The sequence below is a fragment of the Modicisalibacter sp. MOD 31.J genome, from assembly GCF_020147985.1.
Classification (GTDB): Bacteria; Pseudomonadota; Gammaproteobacteria; order Pseudomonadales; family Halomonadaceae; genus Modicisalibacter; species Modicisalibacter coralii.
In genome coordinates, this window is the sequence record NZ_JAGXFF010000005.1 from 426,854 (window position 1) to 442,374 (window position 15,521).

26 protein-coding genes and 2 tRNA genes are annotated in these 15,521 nt (G+C 63.8%); 19 read left to right on the forward strand and 9 right to left on the reverse strand.

Annotation, left to right across the window (positions count from 1 at the left end; all coding sequences use genetic code 11):
- Window positions 1–48 precede the first annotated feature (48 nt).
- Both KGR00_RS18825 and KGR00_RS18835 read right to left on the reverse strand, forming a co-directional pair.
- Window positions 49–525: a S24 family peptidase gene (locus tag KGR00_RS18825; RefSeq protein WP_224424518.1), complete on the reverse strand. Its 477-nt coding sequence runs from the start codon at window positions 523–525 to the stop codon at window positions 49–51.
- Between the two features lie 504 nt (window positions 526–1,029).
- The gene (locus KGR00_RS18835) at window positions 1,030–1,236 is read right to left on the reverse strand and encodes a hypothetical protein (protein ID WP_224424493.1); all 207 of its coding nucleotides are present in this window, start codon (window positions 1,234–1,236) and stop codon (window positions 1,030–1,032) included.
- Window positions 1,237–1,288: 52 nt separating this feature from the next.
- Here KGR00_RS18835 and KGR00_RS18840 point away from each other — a divergent pair, with 52 nt between their 5' ends.
- Genes KGR00_RS18840 through KGR00_RS18920 form a run of 17 tightly spaced genes read left to right on the forward strand, consistent with a single transcriptional unit; the run spans window position 1,289 to window position 8,120 of the window.
- On the forward strand, window positions 1,289–1,480 hold the full coding sequence (locus KGR00_RS18840) for a hypothetical protein (protein ID WP_224424494.1): 192 nt from the start codon (window positions 1,289–1,291) through the stop codon (window positions 1,478–1,480).
- 22 nt (window positions 1,481–1,502) lie between these two features.
- On the forward strand, window positions 1,503–1,706 hold the full coding sequence (locus KGR00_RS18845) for a hypothetical protein (RefSeq protein WP_224424495.1): 204 nt from the start codon (window positions 1,503–1,505) through the stop codon (window positions 1,704–1,706).
- 34 nt (window positions 1,707–1,740) lie between these two features.
- Window positions 1,741–1,932 carry a hypothetical protein gene (locus tag KGR00_RS18850; RefSeq protein ID WP_224424496.1) on the forward strand — a complete coding sequence of 64 codons (192 nt, stop codon included), beginning with the start codon at window positions 1,741–1,743 and terminating at the stop codon, window positions 1,930–1,932.
- On the forward strand, window positions 1,929–2,171 hold the full coding sequence (locus KGR00_RS18855) for an ogr/Delta-like zinc finger family protein (RefSeq protein WP_224424497.1): 243 nt from the start codon (window positions 1,929–1,931) through the stop codon (window positions 2,169–2,171). Before KGR00_RS18850 ends, KGR00_RS18855 begins: the two co-directional genes overlap by 4 nt.
- Before the next feature lie 58 nt (window positions 2,172–2,229).
- Window positions 2,230–2,622 (forward strand): hypothetical protein, encoded by a 393-nt coding sequence (locus KGR00_RS18860; RefSeq protein WP_224424498.1) that lies wholly within the window; start codon window positions 2,230–2,232, stop codon window positions 2,620–2,622.
- Between the two features lie 45 nt (window positions 2,623–2,667).
- On the forward strand, window positions 2,668–3,084 hold the full coding sequence (locus KGR00_RS18865; protein ID WP_224424499.1) for a hypothetical protein: 417 nt from the start codon (window positions 2,668–2,670) through the stop codon (window positions 3,082–3,084).
- Entirely contained in the window at window positions 3,084–3,278 is a 195-nt protein-coding gene (locus KGR00_RS18870; protein WP_224424500.1) for a hypothetical protein, read from the forward strand. Before KGR00_RS18865 ends, KGR00_RS18870 begins: the two co-directional genes overlap by 1 nt.
- A complete protein-coding gene (locus KGR00_RS18875; protein WP_224424501.1) occupies window positions 3,278–3,499 on the forward strand; it encodes a hypothetical protein in 222 nt (73 codons plus the stop codon). The genes KGR00_RS18870 and KGR00_RS18875 overlap by 1 nt, the downstream gene beginning before the upstream one ends.
- Window positions 3,496–5,838: a replication endonuclease gene (locus KGR00_RS18880; RefSeq protein WP_224424502.1), complete on the forward strand. Its 2,343-nt coding sequence runs from the start codon at window positions 3,496–3,498 to the stop codon at window positions 5,836–5,838. Before KGR00_RS18875 ends, KGR00_RS18880 begins: the two co-directional genes overlap by 4 nt.
- 18 nt (window positions 5,839–5,856) lie before the next feature.
- The gene (locus KGR00_RS18885; protein WP_224424503.1) at window positions 5,857–6,063 is read left to right on the forward strand and encodes a hypothetical protein; all 207 of its coding nucleotides are present in this window, start codon (window positions 5,857–5,859) and stop codon (window positions 6,061–6,063) included.
- Window positions 6,056–6,256 (forward strand): hypothetical protein, encoded by a 201-nt coding sequence (locus tag KGR00_RS18890; RefSeq protein ID WP_224424504.1) that lies wholly within the window; start codon window positions 6,056–6,058, stop codon window positions 6,254–6,256. The genes KGR00_RS18885 and KGR00_RS18890 overlap by 8 nt, the downstream gene beginning before the upstream one ends.
- Complete coding sequence (locus KGR00_RS18895; protein ID WP_224424505.1) at window positions 6,249–6,461, forward strand: TraR/DksA family transcriptional regulator; 213 nt, start codon at window positions 6,249–6,251, stop codon at window positions 6,459–6,461. Before KGR00_RS18890 ends, KGR00_RS18895 begins: the two co-directional genes overlap by 8 nt.
- Window positions 6,458–7,003 carry a dATP/dGTP pyrophosphohydrolase domain-containing protein gene (locus KGR00_RS18900; protein ID WP_224424506.1) on the forward strand — a complete coding sequence of 182 codons (546 nt, stop codon included), beginning with the start codon at window positions 6,458–6,460 and terminating at the stop codon, window positions 7,001–7,003. The genes KGR00_RS18895 and KGR00_RS18900 overlap by 4 nt, the downstream gene beginning before the upstream one ends.
- Complete coding sequence (locus KGR00_RS18905) at window positions 7,000–7,209, forward strand: hypothetical protein (protein ID WP_224424507.1); 210 nt, start codon at window positions 7,000–7,002, stop codon at window positions 7,207–7,209. The genes KGR00_RS18900 and KGR00_RS18905 overlap by 4 nt, the downstream gene beginning before the upstream one ends.
- Window positions 7,206–7,556, forward strand: a complete 351-nt coding sequence (locus KGR00_RS18910; RefSeq protein WP_224424508.1) for a hypothetical protein — start codon at window positions 7,206–7,208, stop codon at window positions 7,554–7,556. Before KGR00_RS18905 ends, KGR00_RS18910 begins: the two co-directional genes overlap by 4 nt.
- On the forward strand, window positions 7,553–7,837 hold the full coding sequence (locus KGR00_RS18915) for a hypothetical protein (RefSeq protein WP_224424509.1): 285 nt from the start codon (window positions 7,553–7,555) through the stop codon (window positions 7,835–7,837). Before KGR00_RS18910 ends, KGR00_RS18915 begins: the two co-directional genes overlap by 4 nt.
- Before the next feature lie 16 nt (window positions 7,838–7,853).
- Window positions 7,854–8,120 (forward strand): hypothetical protein, encoded by a 267-nt coding sequence (locus KGR00_RS18920; RefSeq protein ID WP_224424510.1) that lies wholly within the window; start codon window positions 7,854–7,856, stop codon window positions 8,118–8,120.
- Here the strand turns inward: KGR00_RS18920 and KGR00_RS18925 are convergent.
- The 5 genes from KGR00_RS18925 to KGR00_RS18945 form a co-directional block, all read right to left on the reverse strand.
- Window positions 8,086–9,051, reverse strand: a complete 966-nt coding sequence (locus KGR00_RS18925; protein ID WP_224424511.1) for a site-specific integrase — start codon at window positions 9,049–9,051, stop codon at window positions 8,086–8,088. The two genes, KGR00_RS18920 and KGR00_RS18925, sit on opposite strands and share 35 nt — an antisense overlap.
- Before the next feature lie 95 nt (window positions 9,052–9,146).
- Window positions 9,147–9,222 (reverse strand) — tRNA-Thr (locus tag KGR00_RS18930).
- Window positions 9,223–9,270: 48 nt separating this feature from the next.
- A complete protein-coding gene (locus KGR00_RS18935) occupies window positions 9,271–9,435 on the reverse strand; it encodes a hypothetical protein (protein ID WP_162500864.1) in 165 nt (54 codons plus the stop codon).
- Between the two features lie 394 nt (window positions 9,436–9,829).
- The gene (locus KGR00_RS18940) at window positions 9,830–10,231 is read right to left on the reverse strand and encodes an ectoine synthase (RefSeq protein ID WP_129140473.1); all 402 of its coding nucleotides are present in this window, start codon (window positions 10,229–10,231) and stop codon (window positions 9,830–9,832) included.
- Window positions 10,232–10,366: 135 nt separating this feature from the next.
- Window positions 10,367–11,782, reverse strand: a complete 1,416-nt coding sequence (locus tag KGR00_RS18945; protein WP_224418759.1) for an amidase — start codon at window positions 11,780–11,782, stop codon at window positions 10,367–10,369.
- A gap of 276 nt (window positions 11,783–12,058) precedes the next feature.
- On the opposite strand from KGR00_RS18945, the gene KGR00_RS18950 reads away from it, so the two are divergent.
- Both KGR00_RS18950 and KGR00_RS18955 read left to right on the forward strand, forming a co-directional pair.
- Window positions 12,059–12,805, forward strand: coding sequence for a Crp/Fnr family transcriptional regulator (locus KGR00_RS18950; RefSeq protein ID WP_129140474.1), 747 nt, complete (start codon window positions 12,059–12,061; stop codon window positions 12,803–12,805).
- Between the two features lie 452 nt (window positions 12,806–13,257).
- The gene (locus tag KGR00_RS18955) at window positions 13,258–14,004 is read left to right on the forward strand and encodes a Crp/Fnr family transcriptional regulator (protein ID WP_162500865.1); all 747 of its coding nucleotides are present in this window, start codon (window positions 13,258–13,260) and stop codon (window positions 14,002–14,004) included.
- A 303-nt stretch (window positions 14,005–14,307) separates the two neighbouring features.
- On the opposite strand, the gene KGR00_RS18960 is transcribed toward KGR00_RS18955, so the two are convergent.
- Together KGR00_RS18960 and KGR00_RS18965 are read right to left on the reverse strand one after the other, a co-directional pair.
- Window positions 14,308–14,379: transfer RNA gene (locus KGR00_RS18960), tRNA-Thr, on the reverse strand.
- 178 nt (window positions 14,380–14,557) lie between these two features.
- The gene (locus tag KGR00_RS18965; protein ID WP_224418757.1) at window positions 14,558–15,517 is read right to left on the reverse strand and encodes a site-specific integrase; all 960 of its coding nucleotides are present in this window, start codon (window positions 15,515–15,517) and stop codon (window positions 14,558–14,560) included.
- Window positions 15,518–15,521 lie beyond the last annotated feature (4 nt).

Sequence of the window (15,521 nt, forward strand, 5' to 3'; positions counted from 1 at the left end):
CATCCCATAGAACCGTGCGTGCGGTTCTACGGCTCTACAGTTCTACAGCTACGCGATCGGCCCGATCCGCACCACGCAGCGGCCCAGCACCCGCACGTCGTGCATGTCCTGGGGCCGGATCATCTCCGGCTGGTACCGGTCATTGTCGCTGATCAGGTAGAGCGCCCCGCCCGCCAGGCGCTGCACGCGCTTGATGCGCCGCTCGCCACTCACCAGCAGCAGGAACACCCCATCCTGACGCACGTCCTGGTCGCCCCGGTTGATCAGGACCCAGTCGCCATCGTTGAGCGACCCTTCCATCGAATCCCCGCGCACCTTCACCCCCGCCAGATTGGCGGTCGGGATCCCCATGATCTTGAGCGTCTCGGTGTCGAAGCGAATCACTCCGGCGATCGGCTCGCCCTCGAGCGAGCGACCGTCACCCGCCGCCCCCTCCACGTCGTAGAGGTGCACCAGGGTCACGTCCTCGGCCTCTGCATCGGCACCACTCAGAATGGCGCCGTCATCGAGGCGGGAGGCCGTCATTGGTGTAGCACTCTGCGACACCAAACGTTGGCCAGTTAGGACGTAAGCGGGGTCGATACCTGCCTCAGCTACAGCCTGAAGGTAATCAGCCTTGGGGCTGCGTCGGTCAGTCTCGTAAAGAATTTGGGTGTTCTTCGCAACACCACCCCGGGCCGCCAGGGCCGTCTGGGTCATCCCTACGCGCTCACGCTCCTCTCGTAATCTGGACCCAAGAGTCATCTTGCGAGTACCACCCTCTTGACAGGTTCGCTTTTCAGAACCATCATTCGATTACCTTAGTATCCGTAAGACAATTTAGAGTAACCAAAAGAGGTCTACTCATGCCGCAGCACAATCACCAAGAGCCATCCGCACTGGTTTACCTGCCGCATTCACAGCGGGGCGTCGCCAGCCAGACGCTCGCCCATGCGGTCGGGGAGCTGGCGAAAAGTGGCACCAAAGCCGGTGACCTGGAAACACGCGCTACCGAGATCGCGACCGCGCTGGTGGCGGGCCTGTCGGTGATCAACGCGACTTCAGGCTCTTGTAGTAAGCCGTCAGCTTCTCATGAAACGCGCTGACCGCTTCGGCCAGGTCTTCGCCGTCATCTCGGCCCATCAGGTTTTGCCCGCTTCCAACGCCGAAGGCTCCGGTGCGGCATAGCTCCAGCACCACGTCTTGGGCCGCTTGCTCGGGGCTGTTGAAAGGATCGAAGGGAACGCGCTCAGCCATTGCTCAAACCTCTTAATCGAATTGCCGGTAATTCCACAAAGGAGATTAACACATGTCCACCACGGCCCCCGTCACCCGTTCGCCTAACGGCGTCAGTTGCCAGGTGATGACGCAAGTCACCCCCGAAGAGCGCGAGAAGTTTCAGTCCGTCGCTCGCGCCGAGAGCCGGTCGCTGTCGGCCACCGTGCGGCTTCTCGCCCTGCGCGGCCTGGAGCAAATGAACCGTCACAACGCTGCTTCCTGATCACTCGATAAGGAAAACCGTCATGTACCAGGACCCGAAACGCGTTCGCAGCCGTTACGGCGCCATCAATCTCGATAAGTACGAGGCCCGCCTGATCGATGCGCTGGTCGACTACACCGGCATCGAGCGTGCCGCCCTGCTGCGCCAGTTGGTGCTCAAGGAGGCCCTCGAAACGCTCGGCATCGCGGACCTCGACACCACCAGTGTCAGCCAGCAGGCCGGTTGAACCGAGGCCTTTTTCAGGACCTCAAGGAGTCCCCATGCCCGAAGAGCGACTCAACGCCGACGCCCAACTGGAATACCTGATCGAGCAGGTACGCCAACAGGAAGGGCTCGAAACCCGCGAGCAGGCCATCGAGTGGCTGATCCGCCGCCGCCTGCGCAAGGGCGCGCAGGGTCTCACGGGCCGAGGCCGAGCCCTCTATCCCATCAAGTCAGGAGTATCTCGGTGAGGATTCTTTGCCCCCACTGCGCCGATCGCACCATCACACGAACCAGCAAGCGGCCCTCGCCGGTGCTCTACGAAGTCTATGCGCAGTGCATCAACCCCGAGTGCGGCTGGGGCGGCAAGTTCTACGTCGAATGCGCGATCTCGCTCTCGCCCAGCCTGCGGCCCGCCCCCGGCGTGCGCATCCCCCTCGACCCGGGCAGCCGCAAGGCGATGCTCGAGCAGTTGGTGATGGGCCACTGAACCGTCAATCCCGAAAACAGCCCCCGACAGAGGGGCGCCATTACTAGGAACTGAAACCATGAACACCGCTACCGTCACCCCGATCGCCAAGGCCCGCGCCCCGCACCTCCAGCCGGAGAACCTCGCCACCGCGCACCTGTGGCGCTACGTCGGCCGCACCCCGCGCCGCGACTACCTGCTCGATGGCTGCATCGAGGACCTGATGGTCAACCACGACATGCCCGAGCGCGCGGCGGAAAACGCCGCCGGCCTGGCTTACGCCGATCTCGATAGCCTCAACAAACTCGCGACCATCGAGCTCGACGCCACTACCACGCAGGGCCTGATCCTCAACACCGGCCGTGGCCAGCGCGTGCTGCTCACCGTCGCCGACCTGTTGAACCTGCTGCAGTCGCAGCGCCTCGCCACCGCCAACAAGGAAACCGGCCGGCTGCTCGTCATCCAGCGCTGACCGCCCGTTCGTTTCATCGCAAGCCGACGTTTCGGAGGTGCCGCCATGGCCTCGATTCACCATCTACCCACGCCCAGCCACGCCAGCCCCGCGGTCGAACCCGACCGCGGGGAGTGGGGCGCGCTGCGCGCCGAACTCCACGCCCGCGCCGAGGATCGTGACCTCGCCGCGTTGTGGGCCGATCTCGCCATCGATGAGCGTCGCGTCATCCTGGGTAGCGCCCGGCTCGATCGCGCGGCGGCCGTTCGTCCTCTCGACGAGATGGCCAAGCCCGACCGCGACGCCATCCGCGCCGCGATCGTCCGCATGAGCGGCTACGCCCGCCGCCTGCGCGAGCGCCTCGAGGGCGAGCGCCCCCACCCCAGCCGCGACCTTGCCGCCCACGCCCGCCAGGCCCTGGCCGAGGGCAACACCGAGGCCGCCCTGCACTGGCTGTCGCTGATCGAGCGGGGGGTGGCGTGATGGCGCTCTCTCTCGAGACGACGACCGTTCTGGCGGTCACGAACCTGCGCACCCTGGCGACCGATTACGCGATGGCCAACGACCGAGTCACCGACGGCTGGGCCCGCGACGTCGAACAGCGCATTTGCCAGCTCGCCGACCAGATCGAGGCCGAGGCCAGGAGCAACGGCGTTCTGCGAAACGAGGAGGCGTGATGAGCCTGATGAAAGACACGCCCGCCAAGCGGGCCGTCGAGCAGATCGCGGACGATCTGGACCAGCGGGTCCGGTCCTGCCGGAACCTCGCCAGGTACACGGAAACCCACGACCCGGTCGAGGCCCGGGCGCTGCGTGCCTGTGCCAATGCCCTGGCCGATGCCATCTCGCCGGTGCGCCTGGCGGGCTACAAGAGCATCGAGAGGGACGGCGAAGCATGACGGCCCTCGAGCAATCCCGCGCCTACGGCACGGCGGACTGCCGGCGCTGGCGTCAGGCCGAGTTCTTCGACCGGCTGCCCAGCCTTGCCGAGGATCTCGCCGCCGGCTTCGTCCACGTCGCCAAGCGCTACGGCAACGCCGCCGGCAACCGCTGGCTGCGTCGGCAGGCCAGCGATCTGATCGAGCCGGGGCACGTCTACCGCCGCTTCGCCTCGATCGCCACCGATCTCGAGCGTGGCGCGAAGGCCCTGCGCCGCCGCGAGCCGACCACCATCGAGGGCATCCAGTCGGCCAACCGTTGGCTGACCGAGGTCGAACAGCGCCTCGTCCTGGGCGGGCTGAACGCCACCCATGACGACGATGCCCTGGTCGCCTACGCCGCCGCGCAGGCCCGCGCCATCGAGGACGAGCGCGGCAGGCGCCTCGCCGGCATCAATGAGCACAACCGTCGCCTGCGCCTGGGCCTGCTGCCGCCCCCGGCGGCACTGCCCCGGCCGCGCGGCAAGAGCGTATCCGCCCAGCACCGCCACATGGCGGAGCTGATCGCCCGGGCGCGCAATCCGCTCACCCCGCCGCCCGCCGGCATCCCGCTGATGGCGGTGTTCCGCTGGCACCGCGCGCCGGTGATGAGCCAGTCGGTCGCCGATGCGCTCACCGTGCGCCGCGCCCGCGAGCGTGCCCGCGCCCACGGCATCCAGCCGCCCGATCCCAAGGCGCCACTTGGCGAGCAGATCGGCCGCCTGTGCGATGCCAAGTGGTGGCGGCGCAAGCTGCGCGTCACCGCCGGGCGCCGGATCGAGCAGATTCAGCGCGAGGCGCACCGCGTGCACGCCCAGGCCGGCATCTACTGCAGCGACATGACGATTTACCGCCGCCGCAGCCAGAAGGTGCGCAACCGCGCCCTGCTGGAAACCATCGAGGCGATCAACCAGGACGGTCAGGTCTACACGCTGGCGGAACTCGCCGAGCTGGGCCTGGCCAACCCGGACCACCGGCGCGCGGAGCTGATGCTGCGGATCCGCGATACCGAAGCCGAGGCCCGCCATCTCGGCCATGTCGGGATGTTCTACACGATCACCACGCCGAGCCGATTCCACCCGGTCATCGCCAACCGCACCGGCAAGGGCAAGCGGTATCGCTGCCGCCGCAACCCGAAATACGACGGTTCGACACCCCGCGAGGCCCAGCAGCACCTGCAGAAGCTGTGGGCGCAGGCCCGCGCCAAGCTGGCCCGCGAGGGGCTGGCGATCTACGGCATCCGCGTGGCGGAGCCCCACCACGACGGCACGCCCCACTGGCATCTGCTCGTCTGGATGAAGCCGGGCGACGAAGCCCGCGTGACCGAGACCCTGCGTGAATACGCCGAGGCCGAGTCCCCCGAGGAGCTGTTCGACCGCAACGGCAAGACCAACGCCCGCTTCGATGCCAAGGCGATCGATTACAGCCGCGGCACGGCGACGGGCTACGTCGCGAAGTACATCTCGAAGAACATCAACGGCGAACAGTTCATGGACGCCGACCACTACGGCCGCTCGATGAACGACAGCGCCCCGCGCATCGAGGCCTGGGCCGCGACGTGGGGAATCAGGCAGTTTCAGTTCGTCGGCCTGCCCTCGGTGACAGTGTGGCGCGAGGTGCGCCGGCTGACCGAGAAGCAGGAGGACCAGCTCAAACGCTGGGAAGAAGCCACCCGCCCGGCCCCGCGCGTGGCCGAGACGCTGCGCGAGATCCGCCAGGCGGCCAACGCCGGCGAGTGGGACCGCTTCGTCCGCCTGATGGGCGGGCCCAACCGGCCGCGGAAGGAACGCCCCCTCAAGCCGTGGCGCGTCGAGCGGCTCGACACCGGCCGCGCCGGGGTCAGCCACGCCACCGGCGAGGAAAGCCAGGACATCACCGCCCGGGGCCGCTACGGCGAGCCGGTCACCGCGACCTGGGGGCTGGTCGTCACCGACCCGCGCGGCCGCCAGGCCGAATACCTCACCCGGCTGTACCGCTGGGAGATCCGCCCCCGGCAATCGCTCGCGGCGGGCACCTCGGGCGCCGGCGAAGCCGGGGCCCCTTGGACTTGTGTCAATAACTGTACGGGGGTCGACATCACCCCCCGCACACCCCCGCCGGAGGTCCTCGCCGAACAGGTTCGGCGATACGACGAGTGGCGCGCGAGCGACGAAGTGCGCGCCCAACTCGATGACGTGACCTTCGAGGAGCGAATGCTCCAGGCCCAATCACGCCAGCGACTCCAGCACGACGCGAAAGCCCGCGAAGAGCTGGCCAGGCGCGGCATTCACATCCCCGCACCGGAGCCCGAGCCGGCCGAGTTCTGGCCCGAGGGCATCTGATCGCAACCAGGAGGAACCATGCATAACCACCAAAACGCCATCCCCCGCGGCACCCTGCAGGACGCCGGCGAGGTCGCCGTGCTCAGTGACTCGAACGAGCCGACCCGCCACCGCTACGCGATGGTCGTCGCCTTCGCCAGCGAAGAGGACCTGCGCCGCGCGATCGACGAACACCGCTGCGCCTACCGCGACAGCGATCGCATCCAGGAGCTGAGCCATGAGTGACCGGCTCTACCTGGTGCGCGACCCGGCCGGGCGCGTCCACCAGCATATCGACCGCAGCCAGGGCGTCGCCGCCCGCGCCGGGCGGGACGTCCGCCGCGCGGTCGCCTGGCTCATCTGGCTCAGTTACTGGCGCCGCGGCTTCCGCGTCGTCTACGCCCCCGCGATGCCACAGGAGGACACCGCCCATGGCTGACAACGCCGACATCGCCGCCGAGATCAGCGAACGCCACCTCGCCGGCGCGCTGGCCAACCGCCCCGTCTGGATCGGCGTCGATATGGCCCGCGCCGAGTGTGTGGACTGCGGCGAAGAGATCCCCGCCGCCCGCCGCGAGGCCGCGCCCGGGGCACACACCTGCATCGAGTGCCAGGGCATCCGGGAGATGAGGGCACGTCGATGAACAAGACATACCAAGAACTGTGCGACGAGGTTATCGTCCTGCGCGAGCAGCTCGAGGAAACCCTGTCGCAGCTCGAACGCACCCGGGCCCACAACACCAAGCTGCGGGAGGATCTCGAGGAGTGTCGCGAGATCTCCCACAAGTCACTGAACGCCGCCCTGCTAATGCGCCACGAAGCGCGGCAACAGGACCCCGGGACCAAGAGCCTGCCGTCGATCATCGAGCGGCAACGCAAGTTCTCCGCCAGAACATTCGGCCCCGGCATGCGCACCGAGATGGTCATCGACCACATCCGCAAGGAGCTGCGCGAGATCGAGGCCGCCCCCTTCGACGTCACCGAGTGGGTCGACGTCATCCTCCTGGCGATGGACGGCGCGTGGCGTTCCGCCTACGCCGGCGGCAGTTACTCGAGCATCGCCGTCACCGAGGCGATCGTGGCCAAGCTGACCGAGAACGAAAGCCGCAGCTGGCCCGCCTGGCAGGGCATGGATCCGACCAAGGCGATCGAGCATGACCGTTCGGCAGAGGGAGGTGATCAGTGAACCTGCTGCTTCCCACCATGATGGCCGTGCTCTCGCATAGCGCCGACAGCCAGACCATCAACCACAAAAGAGCAAAGGTGGCCACGCGGCCACCTCGCGACCACCAGGCACGAATCCGAGCCGCCCAGATGCGCCGCGAGCGTCGCAATGCCAAGCGACTACGCGATGCCCAGCGGCAGCGACAAGCCCGGGAGAGCGAGTCATGAGCGATATTATCCGTGAAGGCGGCAAGCGCATGAGGCATAGCTTTGCACGCATTCGTGAGGAAGCGGAGAAACTCATTGCCGAGAACGAGCGGTTGCGCAACGAGCGCGATGCGCTGGCGGCGCATGTGGAGCGCATAGAGCGGCTTTGCAATGGCTACGGGACGCCGCTCTCCAAGACAGTTCCGGCATTGGGAAAAATCCTCGACGACACGCCCGAAACCAGCCTCGCCCATCGCGAGAAGGAAATGAAGGCGCTGGGTCTCGAGTGGTCCCTGATGCTGAGCCGCTCAGGGGCTCGCGAAATGATCACCCGCCTGCGCCGAGAGGCGAAGGACGGGGCCGAATGAGCGACCAACAACCCAAGGGCGGCCCAGTGGCCAGGGCCGCCGCCATGCTCTGCCAGGATCCCGTGTTCGGGCTGTTCCTTGATCGCCGGCGAAGGCATAAGTTCGGCATCAGCGAAGAGGACCTACCCGATGGCACCCACAACGCGCAGGACGCCCGCGACTGGCTCTGCGCAGCCTGTCAGATCCAGAGCCGCGCCGATCTCGACAGCAACCCGCGGGCAGCGGCCAAGTTCCGCCAGATCCGCAACCGAGTGAACCGCTGGCGTTCCCGCCAGGCGTAACCAGGAGACCATCAAGATGGAAGAACGAAGCGAAATCCTGTACGCGACCGACCTGGCCAAGCTGCTGGGCAAGACCCAGCAGGCGATCAGCAACGCGATTCAACGCGACAGCGACATGCTGCCGCCTGGCCGCTTCAAGATGGGCCGGCTGTGGGCCTGGCGTCGGTCAACGGTGATGACGTGGCTGGATCAGTTGGAGGACGGGGCGGCGGCACCGGCGCCGCGCCGTGGTCCAGGGCGGCCGCGTTCTACCCCAGTTTCTCCGCAAGCGCTGAGGGGTTGAGGTGGGTATAGCGCCTGAGCATACGAAGATCCTTGTGGCCGGTGATCGCGGCCACCTCCATGATGTTCAGGCCTCGCTCAAAGAATCGCGACGTCGCCTCATGACGCAGATCGTGAAAGCGCAGGCCGGCGACGCCGGCATCCTTGCAGCACTTGGCGAAGTAGTGCGTGACGGTATCAGGGCGCAGCGAGAACAGCCGGCCGTCGAGTCGCGACGGCAGCTCTCCGATCGCCGCGCGCGCTACGCTCGATAGCGGCACCGCTCTAGCGCTGCCGTTTTTCGTGTCGGCCAGATAGGCCACGCTCCCCTTCACATTCTCCCGCCTCAGTTCCAGGATCTCCGACCGGCGCATCCCGCTCTCGACGGCGAGGGTGATCAGGCTGGCCAGCTCGGCATGCCGCTCTCGTGCCGCCTGGAGGATTCGACCAAGCTCCGCATCGCTGACGCGCTGCTCGCGATCGTTGTTGAGCTTCGGCTTGCGGATCTTCGCGCAGGGGTTGTCGACGGGCATGCCCCATTCCTTGAGCGCGATCGTGTACAGGTGGGATAACAGCGCCAGGTCGCGCCTCACGGTAGAGCCCGACGCCACCTCCAGACGCTGATCACGGTAGGCGGCGACGTCCGATGACCGTAGAGAGGTCAGTGTGTAGTTGCCCAGGTCACGCTTCAGGATCGCCAGGCGTGAACGCTCGTTGCGGTAGCTCTTCTTGTGCACCGATATCTCGCGTTCATATCGCTCCAGGGCGGCGGCGATCGTCAGGGCATCGGCTTCCCGCGTGTCGATGAACCGGGACTGTGCCATCTCGGTCTCGATCTGCTTCGCCCACCGCTCGGCCTGCGCCTTGGTGTCGAACGTGGCGCTGACTTGGGGGTAGCCCTTCTTGCGGACGATGGCTCGCCAGGAGCCTGAGCGCTTCTGAAATGTGGCCATGAGTTCACTCTCGCGGAAGTACCAAGAGTGTGCCAAATAGGGGGAGAGAGGGATACAGAAGGGCGGCGGAATTGCCGCCAACCCTCTGTTTTCACTGGTGCCGACGAGTGGACTCGAACCACCGACCTACGCATTACGAGTGCGTTGCTCTACCAGCTGAGCTACGTCGGCGCGGGTTGAATGTTACTGGCTCGTCAATGAAACGACAAGCACCGGTGATCAGGCTTCGTCGTCGCCTTCACGGCGCAATTCCTCGGCGAGGTTGCGCAGGTACCCGGGCGTCACCGACGACATGCCCGCCTCGCTCATGGCATTCGCCAACCGGAGATAGGCATCCGCATCGCTGAGGGCGAGCTTGGCCTCTTCCAGGTCGAGCTCCGTCATCACACTACACTCTCCTTGGCTGCCCTGACGTGACCACGATGCGTCGCTGCGCCATCGAGGGGCGTCAAAGATGCCACACTTTTGCCTCTACTCAAATGCCGAACCAACGATTGCCGACGTCGCACGGCATATTCCGTAGCACGCTTCCTGGCAGGATGAGACGCGCAAAAGAAAGCCCCGCAGGGGGTACGGGGCCAAACGTTGAGGGTCGCTCGCGGGCATCCTTGGCGATCATGACTCCTGTCGTGAACGTGCCTTGCCTGCCCCGCCGGCCATCCATGGCCTGAGCGTCCTTGCTTGCCTGGACAATCGTCCTGATTGCCGCTTACCCAAAGCCTAGACAATCAAACCCCTCTGTACAAGTTTTGAGTAACTTTTTTCTTCCCCACGACGCTCAGTGCTTGATCAGCGTCCCGTCATCGTCGTACAGCGGGTAACTGCCTTCCGCGTCGTGATCTTCCGGACCGACCAGCGACGGAGTGAATACGCAAAGCACCGTCATGCCCTTCTCGCTGCTGAGAATGTGCTTCTGGTGCTTGTCGAGCGCGTACATGACACCAGGCTTGAGGTCCCACTTGCCGCCTTCGGTCAGGTCCTCGATCTGGCCCTCGCCCTCGATGCAGATCACCGATTCCTTGTGGTTCTTGTACCACATGTGCAGGGCCTCGCCGGGCTTGATGTAGGTCTCGTGCAGCGAGTGACCCATGCCATCGGCGCGCAACGTGTAGCGGCGGCTGATGAACTTGTCCTCGTCGACGGCGGTCTGCTCGGCATCCTTATGGTCACGAACGATCATCGAATGCTCCTCCTTGCTTTCGATCGATAAATGAAAGGCGTCTTTGGCTGCTCGCCGGCAGGAGGACACCCGGCCTCTGCCATGCTAGGGCGCGGTGGCGTCTCACCGCTGCGCCCCGCTGCAACCGCGCGACAATCAACCGTACTGGGCCGGATCGGGCACCGCTGGATGGCGCGCCGGGTGTGCTTCCATGTAGGCGTGACAGGCGCGCAATACGCGAACATCGTCGAACTTGCCGCCCGCCAACTGGAAGCCCACCGGCAGCCCGGAAGCGGTGAACCCGCAGGGAATCGACGCCGCCGGTTGCTGACTGAGGTTGAAGGGATAGGAGAACGGTGCCCACTCCTCCCAGTCGCGCATGTTGCTGCCTGGCGGCACCTCATGATTGATCTCGAAGGGTTCGAGCGGCACCGATGGCGTCATCAGCAGATGATAGTCCTGATTGAAGTGCTCGAGCTGCTCGGCCAGCCGGGCGCGATCGGCCTGCGCGCGGAACAACTCGACAGCGCTCCATGACTCGGCATGCCGAGCATTGGCGACCAGGCCGGGATCGAGCTGCTGACGCTGCTTCTCGCTGCACTGTGACCACAGCTCCAGCGAGGCGGTGAACCATAGCTTGCGGAAGATATCGATCGGCGATTCGAAGCCGGGCTCGATCTCGACGATCTCGGCACCGAGTTCCTCGAGACGCAGGGCCGCTTCGCGGACGCGCTCGGCAATCTGCGGATCGACATCGGCATAGCCCAGCGTCGGCGAGTAGGCAATGCGCAGCCCGCGCAGGTCCTGATCGAGATCGGCCCCCCAATCTTCCGGCTGGCCACGTGTCGCGTAGGGATCACGGTAGTCGTAACGGCCGATCACGTTGAGCATGCGCACGGAATCCCGCACGGTGCGTGTCAGCGGGCCGATATGCGACAGCGAGGGTTCCTGGGCCGGTGGCCACTGCGGCGTCCAGCCGAAGGTCGGCTTGAACCCGAAAACCCCGGTAAAGGCGGCGGGAATGCGAATCGAGCCGCCCGAGTCGCCACCCTGGTGCAAGACGCCCATGTTGAGCGAGGCCGCCGCGGCGGCGCCGCCCGAGGAGCCGCCGGGGGTCAGACGGGTATCCCACGGATTGCAGGTAGCCCCGTAGACGCGATTGTCGGTGACCGCCTTCCAGCCGAATTCGGGGGTGTTGGTCTTGCCCAGCAGTACGGCACCGGCCTCGCGCAGCCGGGCCGCCGGGGGGGCATCCGACTCGCAGAGCGTATCCGGCACCGTGAGCGAGCCCTCGCGGGCCGGCATGCCGGCGACATTGGTCAGGTCCTTCAGCGAAGCCGGCACGCCATCGATATCACTCAATGGCTGGCCCTGGCCCCAGCGACGAGCCGAGGCGCGAGCCGCCTTTTCGGCGCCCTCCCGGTCCACGTGGACATAGGCGTTGACCTTGTCGTTGAAGCGGTCGATGCGATCCAGCGCGGCGCGGGTCGCCTCCAACGGGGAAGCCTTCCCCGAGCGAAAGAGCTCGACCAGACTACCGGCGTCCATCATGCCTAGATCCGTGTCACTCACGTCATCCTCCCTGAATTGCGTGGTTGATACCTGAATAAACGTAGCGGAGCGGGTTGCGGAGAACCAACCCTGGGCCTGGGCCACATCCGCCTTGCCTTGTCGACTACGGCACTGCCAATGAGTTCGCCGCTTGCGGCACGTGATCTTTCGTGTCGGATCTCCCTTTTGGACGGCGGCTCTAGTAAATTCAGAGCTTCGCTCGCAAAACCAGGCGGATATCGCTGTGCAACAGCCAAGCTTCCTTCACCCCGATACTGACGACACAAGGATGTGGACATGCAGGAACCGGTAAGCTGTGTCACCAAGAACCTCGGTCATCACGTCAATCTGCGCGACTCCGACATCGCCTTGCTCAAGGATCTGGAGAAGGACCCGCGTCAGGTCGAGAAAGGCACGGTGCTCTGGGAAGCCCAGGACACGCCCACCCAGCTCTATACCCTGCGCTCCGGGTGGGCCTATGCCTTCCACTGCTCCGAGAACGGCGCCCAGCAGGTCATCGACATCTTCCTCCCCGGCGACGTCATGGGCCTGCGCGACGCCACCTCGGTGACGCACTACACGACCGCGACGATGCTCACCGACGGCGTTATCTGCCCGTTTCCCACCGTGCGTCTCGAGGACCTGTTCACCAAGTCGCCGCGACTGGCGCTCGGTCTGCACGCCTCGGCCGCACGTCAGCAGGGAGTGATCACGGAGCGCCTGGTGAACGTGCTCAGTAACGATGCCTGCTCGCGTCTTGGCCACTTTGCGCTGGAAATCTATTACCGTCTCACCCGCATCGGGGAGGCCACCGGCAACGCTTTCATGATGCCGCTGACACAGCGCCAACTGGCCATGCTGCTGGGCATGAGCGAAGTCCATGTCAGCCGCACCATGAGTGAGCTGGCCGATCGCGGCCTGATCACCCGCCAGCGCCAGAGCTTCTTGATCAACGACCTGGAGACACTCTCCAAGATTTCCGATTTTCGACCCGAGAAATTCACGGATCGCATCAACCCGTGCCTGTCCCACTTGTTCCAGTAGCGGTGACGACGAAGGGCGGCAAGCAGCGACGCCACCCTTCGCCCCTGCCCCCTATGAACGATGTCACCCAACATTACTAACAGATCGGAGCGGGTCGTTTATTCAACACAGGTTAATTCACGACGAATCGGAGCAATATCCGGGCCTCGACAAGGCCAGCTGATAGCCGAATCTCGCAGGTGACATCGACAACCAGGCGGCTTGTGGCGATAAAGGCAAACACCGCCGGGGCGTCTCGGCAGGCGCAAAGCCAAGAATATTTCGGGAGGCTGCGGGCAAGGGTCGGTAACATTTTCCTGCTTGCCGAACCCGGTAAACCTTGCCACGGTGTCAATATCACAGAGGAAGTGATGAGAACCCACGGATCGCCATACGGGATCCGTCTTTACGTCGTGCCGTTCGGGTTCGAACACATCACCACTCCCGGCCGGCAGCGCACAAGGAGTCGTGCCATGCCTGCACAGGAACGCTACATGGCCAGGAACATCGGCCATCACCTCAGCCTTTCGAAACGCGATCACGCCCTGCTCGCCGAGCTCGAGGCCAGCCCTCGACCGGTTGCCAAGGGCACGGTGCTCTGGGAATCGCGAACCACCCCGGATCAGCTCTACACCCTTTGCGAAGGCTGGGCCTACACCAGCCAGTGTTCGGCGGACGGATCGCGCCAGATTCTCGACCTCTTTCTACCCGGCGACATCATGGGGCTGCGCGATCTCACCTACCATGATCACTCGACGACGGCGGTGATGTTGACCGACGGCGTGGTCAGCCCCTTCCCGATCGATCGGCTGCCCAGATTGATGCGCCGTTCCGCCAGGCTGGCCTGGGCCTTGCAGGCCTCCGCCGCACGACAGGAGGGCTTGATCACTCAGCGCATGGTCAATGTCCTGAGTCACGATGCCGCGTCGCGCATTGCCCACTTCGTCCTCGAGGTACACCACCGCTTGCAGCGCATCGAAGAAACCTCGGGCGACAGTTTCGACCTGCCGCTGTTGCAGCGGCAGTTCAGCATGCTGCTGGGCATGAGTTCCGTCCACGTCAGCCGCACCCTGGTGGAAATGGCCAACCGAGGACTGATACAGCGATCGAGACGCAATATCCGCCTGCTCGATTTTGAGGCTCTCAATCGCATGGCCGACTTCGACCCGAACACCCTCAATGACAACCTTAACCCGCATATCCCGCTGACCGCTGGATAGGTCGTCATTGTCAGTGTGTCACGACGGACATCGCTAGAAGTGCACCAGAAAGGCGTCGCAGAAACGAGGCGACCGGCCCTCGAGGCCGGTCAGCAGGCACATGCTCGGGTGCGAAGGTTGGTGCTGCACGTGCAGGACAGAGAATGTCAGGCTCGTGTAACGAAACGATGACAAGCAGGTCGTCAACGTGGCCTATCGACTCCCGACAAGCATGGGAGCAATACCGAATCTATGCACAACAAAAAAGCCGCCCTTAAAGGCGGCTTTTAAAATCTGTAAGCGCTTGATTTGGCGGCGCTTAGTTGGTGCTGGCACCAGGAGTCGAACCCGGGACCTACTGATTACAAGTCAATAGCAGTACCAACCAGTGCAAGCCGCTCTCAAGCACAGTTGTCGACGCATGTAGTGAGGCCATGTCCTATCCGCAGGAACACATGACACTGCACTACAAGGGACAGTCAAAGTATTGCTGACGCTCCCACACCCGTCAACCAAAAACCAGAGAAATCATTCGGCCAAAAGCGGAGAAGCCCGCCAAGCGGGCTTCGGGTCGTCACATGTCGGCGCTACGCCTCTGGTCCAGGAAGTCTCGCATCGCTTCCACATCAGGATGCACATACTCCAATGTCGACCGCAGATCCTTATGATTGAGTATGTCGCGAGCCATGTGAATATTTTTTTCAGGATTCTGCATCATCTCTGTCGCTAGCGTGTGTCGAAAGCGGTGCGGCGTGATCTTCCCCCCGCTATACTGCGAGAGCTTCTTGAAAAAACCCTCGACCTGCCACGTATCCATTTCCGACCGCCTATGCCGCTCACTGAAACGATTCACGTTATAAAGCTGATCGCCCTTCCTGAACCCCGCATGATGAGCCGCCACAAGCAATTCACTCATGTAGGGATATAACGGGGCTGGGATAGGCAAAGACATTTCATTATTATTTTTGGAGCCTTCCGCAGAGGCCACGAAGACGCGCTCCCGAAGGTTTATTTCCGCCACTTTGATACACAACAACTGGTTTAGCCTTATCCCTGTGTAATAAAATGTCTCCATCACAACTTGCCAAAACCATGCCGGGTGCATGACTGAGGGTTCATTATAATCCGATTCATAGCGGCGGCATATTTTCAACGCTTCTCTCGCGGTCTTGACTTGACTCGTAGTCAGTGTTTTTTTGGGCTTCCTCGGTAGTTTTAGAGACACCTCCTCGAACGGGTTGCTCGTGATGGCTATTAGTTGATATTTTATACCAAATCTATACAGTGCTTTTAGATGTCTTGCATAATTATTCCAACTCGATTCCGCAATTCCCTCTGGGTTCGAAGCAGAGCGGACGATCGACTCTCTCCAAGTCACCACCATATCTCGTGTCACCATGCTGGGATACGCATCAGCCTCCAAGTATCGCCTGAACAGGCGGACCACGCCTGTATAGGTACTGACACTCTTCGGCCTCAAATGCCGATCTGCAGAATAGCGACTGACAAGCTCAAGAAACGAAACGTCGTTCATTTTG

What these genes read in the sequence shown, in the direction of transcription:
- KGR00_RS18865 (WP_224424499.1), top strand. Translation starts at nt 2,668, where the DNA reads ATGGCCTCGATTCACCATCTACCCACGCCCAGCCACGCCAGCCCCGCG.
- KGR00_RS18825 (WP_224424518.1), bottom strand. Translation starts at nt 525, where the DNA reads ATGACGGCCTCCCGCCTCGATGACGGCGCCATTCTGAGTGGTGCCGAT.
- KGR00_RS18845 (WP_224424495.1), top strand. Translation starts at nt 1,503, where the DNA reads ATGTACCAGGACCCGAAACGCGTTCGCAGCCGTTACGGCGCCATCAAT.
- KGR00_RS18950 (WP_129140474.1), top strand. Translation starts at nt 12,059, where the DNA reads ATGCAGGAACCGGTAAGCTGTGTCACCAAGAACCTCGGTCATCACGTC.
- KGR00_RS18955 (WP_162500865.1), top strand. Translation starts at nt 13,258, where the DNA reads ATGCCTGCACAGGAACGCTACATGGCCAGGAACATCGGCCATCACCTC.
- KGR00_RS18870 (WP_224424500.1), top strand. Translation starts at nt 3,084, where the DNA reads ATGGCGCTCTCTCTCGAGACGACGACCGTTCTGGCGGTCACGAACCTG.
- KGR00_RS18925 (WP_224424511.1), bottom strand. Translation starts at nt 9,051, where the DNA reads ATGGCCACATTTCAGAAGCGCTCAGGCTCCTGGCGAGCCATCGTCCGC.
- KGR00_RS18860 (WP_224424498.1), top strand. Translation starts at nt 2,230, where the DNA reads ATGAACACCGCTACCGTCACCCCGATCGCCAAGGCCCGCGCCCCGCAC.
- KGR00_RS18940 (WP_129140473.1), bottom strand. Translation starts at nt 10,231, where the DNA reads ATGATCGTTCGTGACCATAAGGATGCCGAGCAGACCGCCGTCGACGAG.
- KGR00_RS18850 (WP_224424496.1), top strand. Translation starts at nt 1,741, where the DNA reads ATGCCCGAAGAGCGACTCAACGCCGACGCCCAACTGGAATACCTGATC.
- KGR00_RS18965 (WP_224418757.1), bottom strand. Translation starts at nt 15,517, where the DNA reads ATGAACGACGTTTCGTTTCTTGAGCTTGTCAGTCGCTATTCTGCAGAT.
- KGR00_RS18915 (WP_224424509.1), top strand. Translation starts at nt 7,553, where the DNA reads ATGAGCGACCAACAACCCAAGGGCGGCCCAGTGGCCAGGGCCGCCGCC.
- KGR00_RS18840 (WP_224424494.1), top strand. Translation starts at nt 1,289, where the DNA reads ATGTCCACCACGGCCCCCGTCACCCGTTCGCCTAACGGCGTCAGTTGC.
- KGR00_RS18920 (WP_224424510.1), top strand. Translation starts at nt 7,854, where the DNA reads ATGGAAGAACGAAGCGAAATCCTGTACGCGACCGACCTGGCCAAGCTG.
- KGR00_RS18910 (WP_224424508.1), top strand. Translation starts at nt 7,206, where the DNA reads ATGAGCGATATTATCCGTGAAGGCGGCAAGCGCATGAGGCATAGCTTT.
- KGR00_RS18885 (WP_224424503.1), top strand. Translation starts at nt 5,857, where the DNA reads ATGCATAACCACCAAAACGCCATCCCCCGCGGCACCCTGCAGGACGCC.
- KGR00_RS18935 (WP_162500864.1), bottom strand. Translation starts at nt 9,435, where the DNA reads ATGACGGAGCTCGACCTGGAAGAGGCCAAGCTCGCCCTCAGCGATGCG.
- KGR00_RS18875 (WP_224424501.1), top strand. Translation starts at nt 3,278, where the DNA reads ATGAGCCTGATGAAAGACACGCCCGCCAAGCGGGCCGTCGAGCAGATC.
- KGR00_RS18835 (WP_224424493.1), bottom strand. Translation starts at nt 1,236, where the DNA reads ATGGCTGAGCGCGTTCCCTTCGATCCTTTCAACAGCCCCGAGCAAGCG.
- KGR00_RS18890 (WP_224424504.1), top strand. Translation starts at nt 6,056, where the DNA reads ATGAGTGACCGGCTCTACCTGGTGCGCGACCCGGCCGGGCGCGTCCAC.
- KGR00_RS18880 (WP_224424502.1), top strand. Translation starts at nt 3,496, where the DNA reads ATGACGGCCCTCGAGCAATCCCGCGCCTACGGCACGGCGGACTGCCGG.
- KGR00_RS18900 (WP_224424506.1), top strand. Translation starts at nt 6,458, where the DNA reads ATGAACAAGACATACCAAGAACTGTGCGACGAGGTTATCGTCCTGCGC.
- KGR00_RS18895 (WP_224424505.1), top strand. Translation starts at nt 6,249, where the DNA reads ATGGCTGACAACGCCGACATCGCCGCCGAGATCAGCGAACGCCACCTC.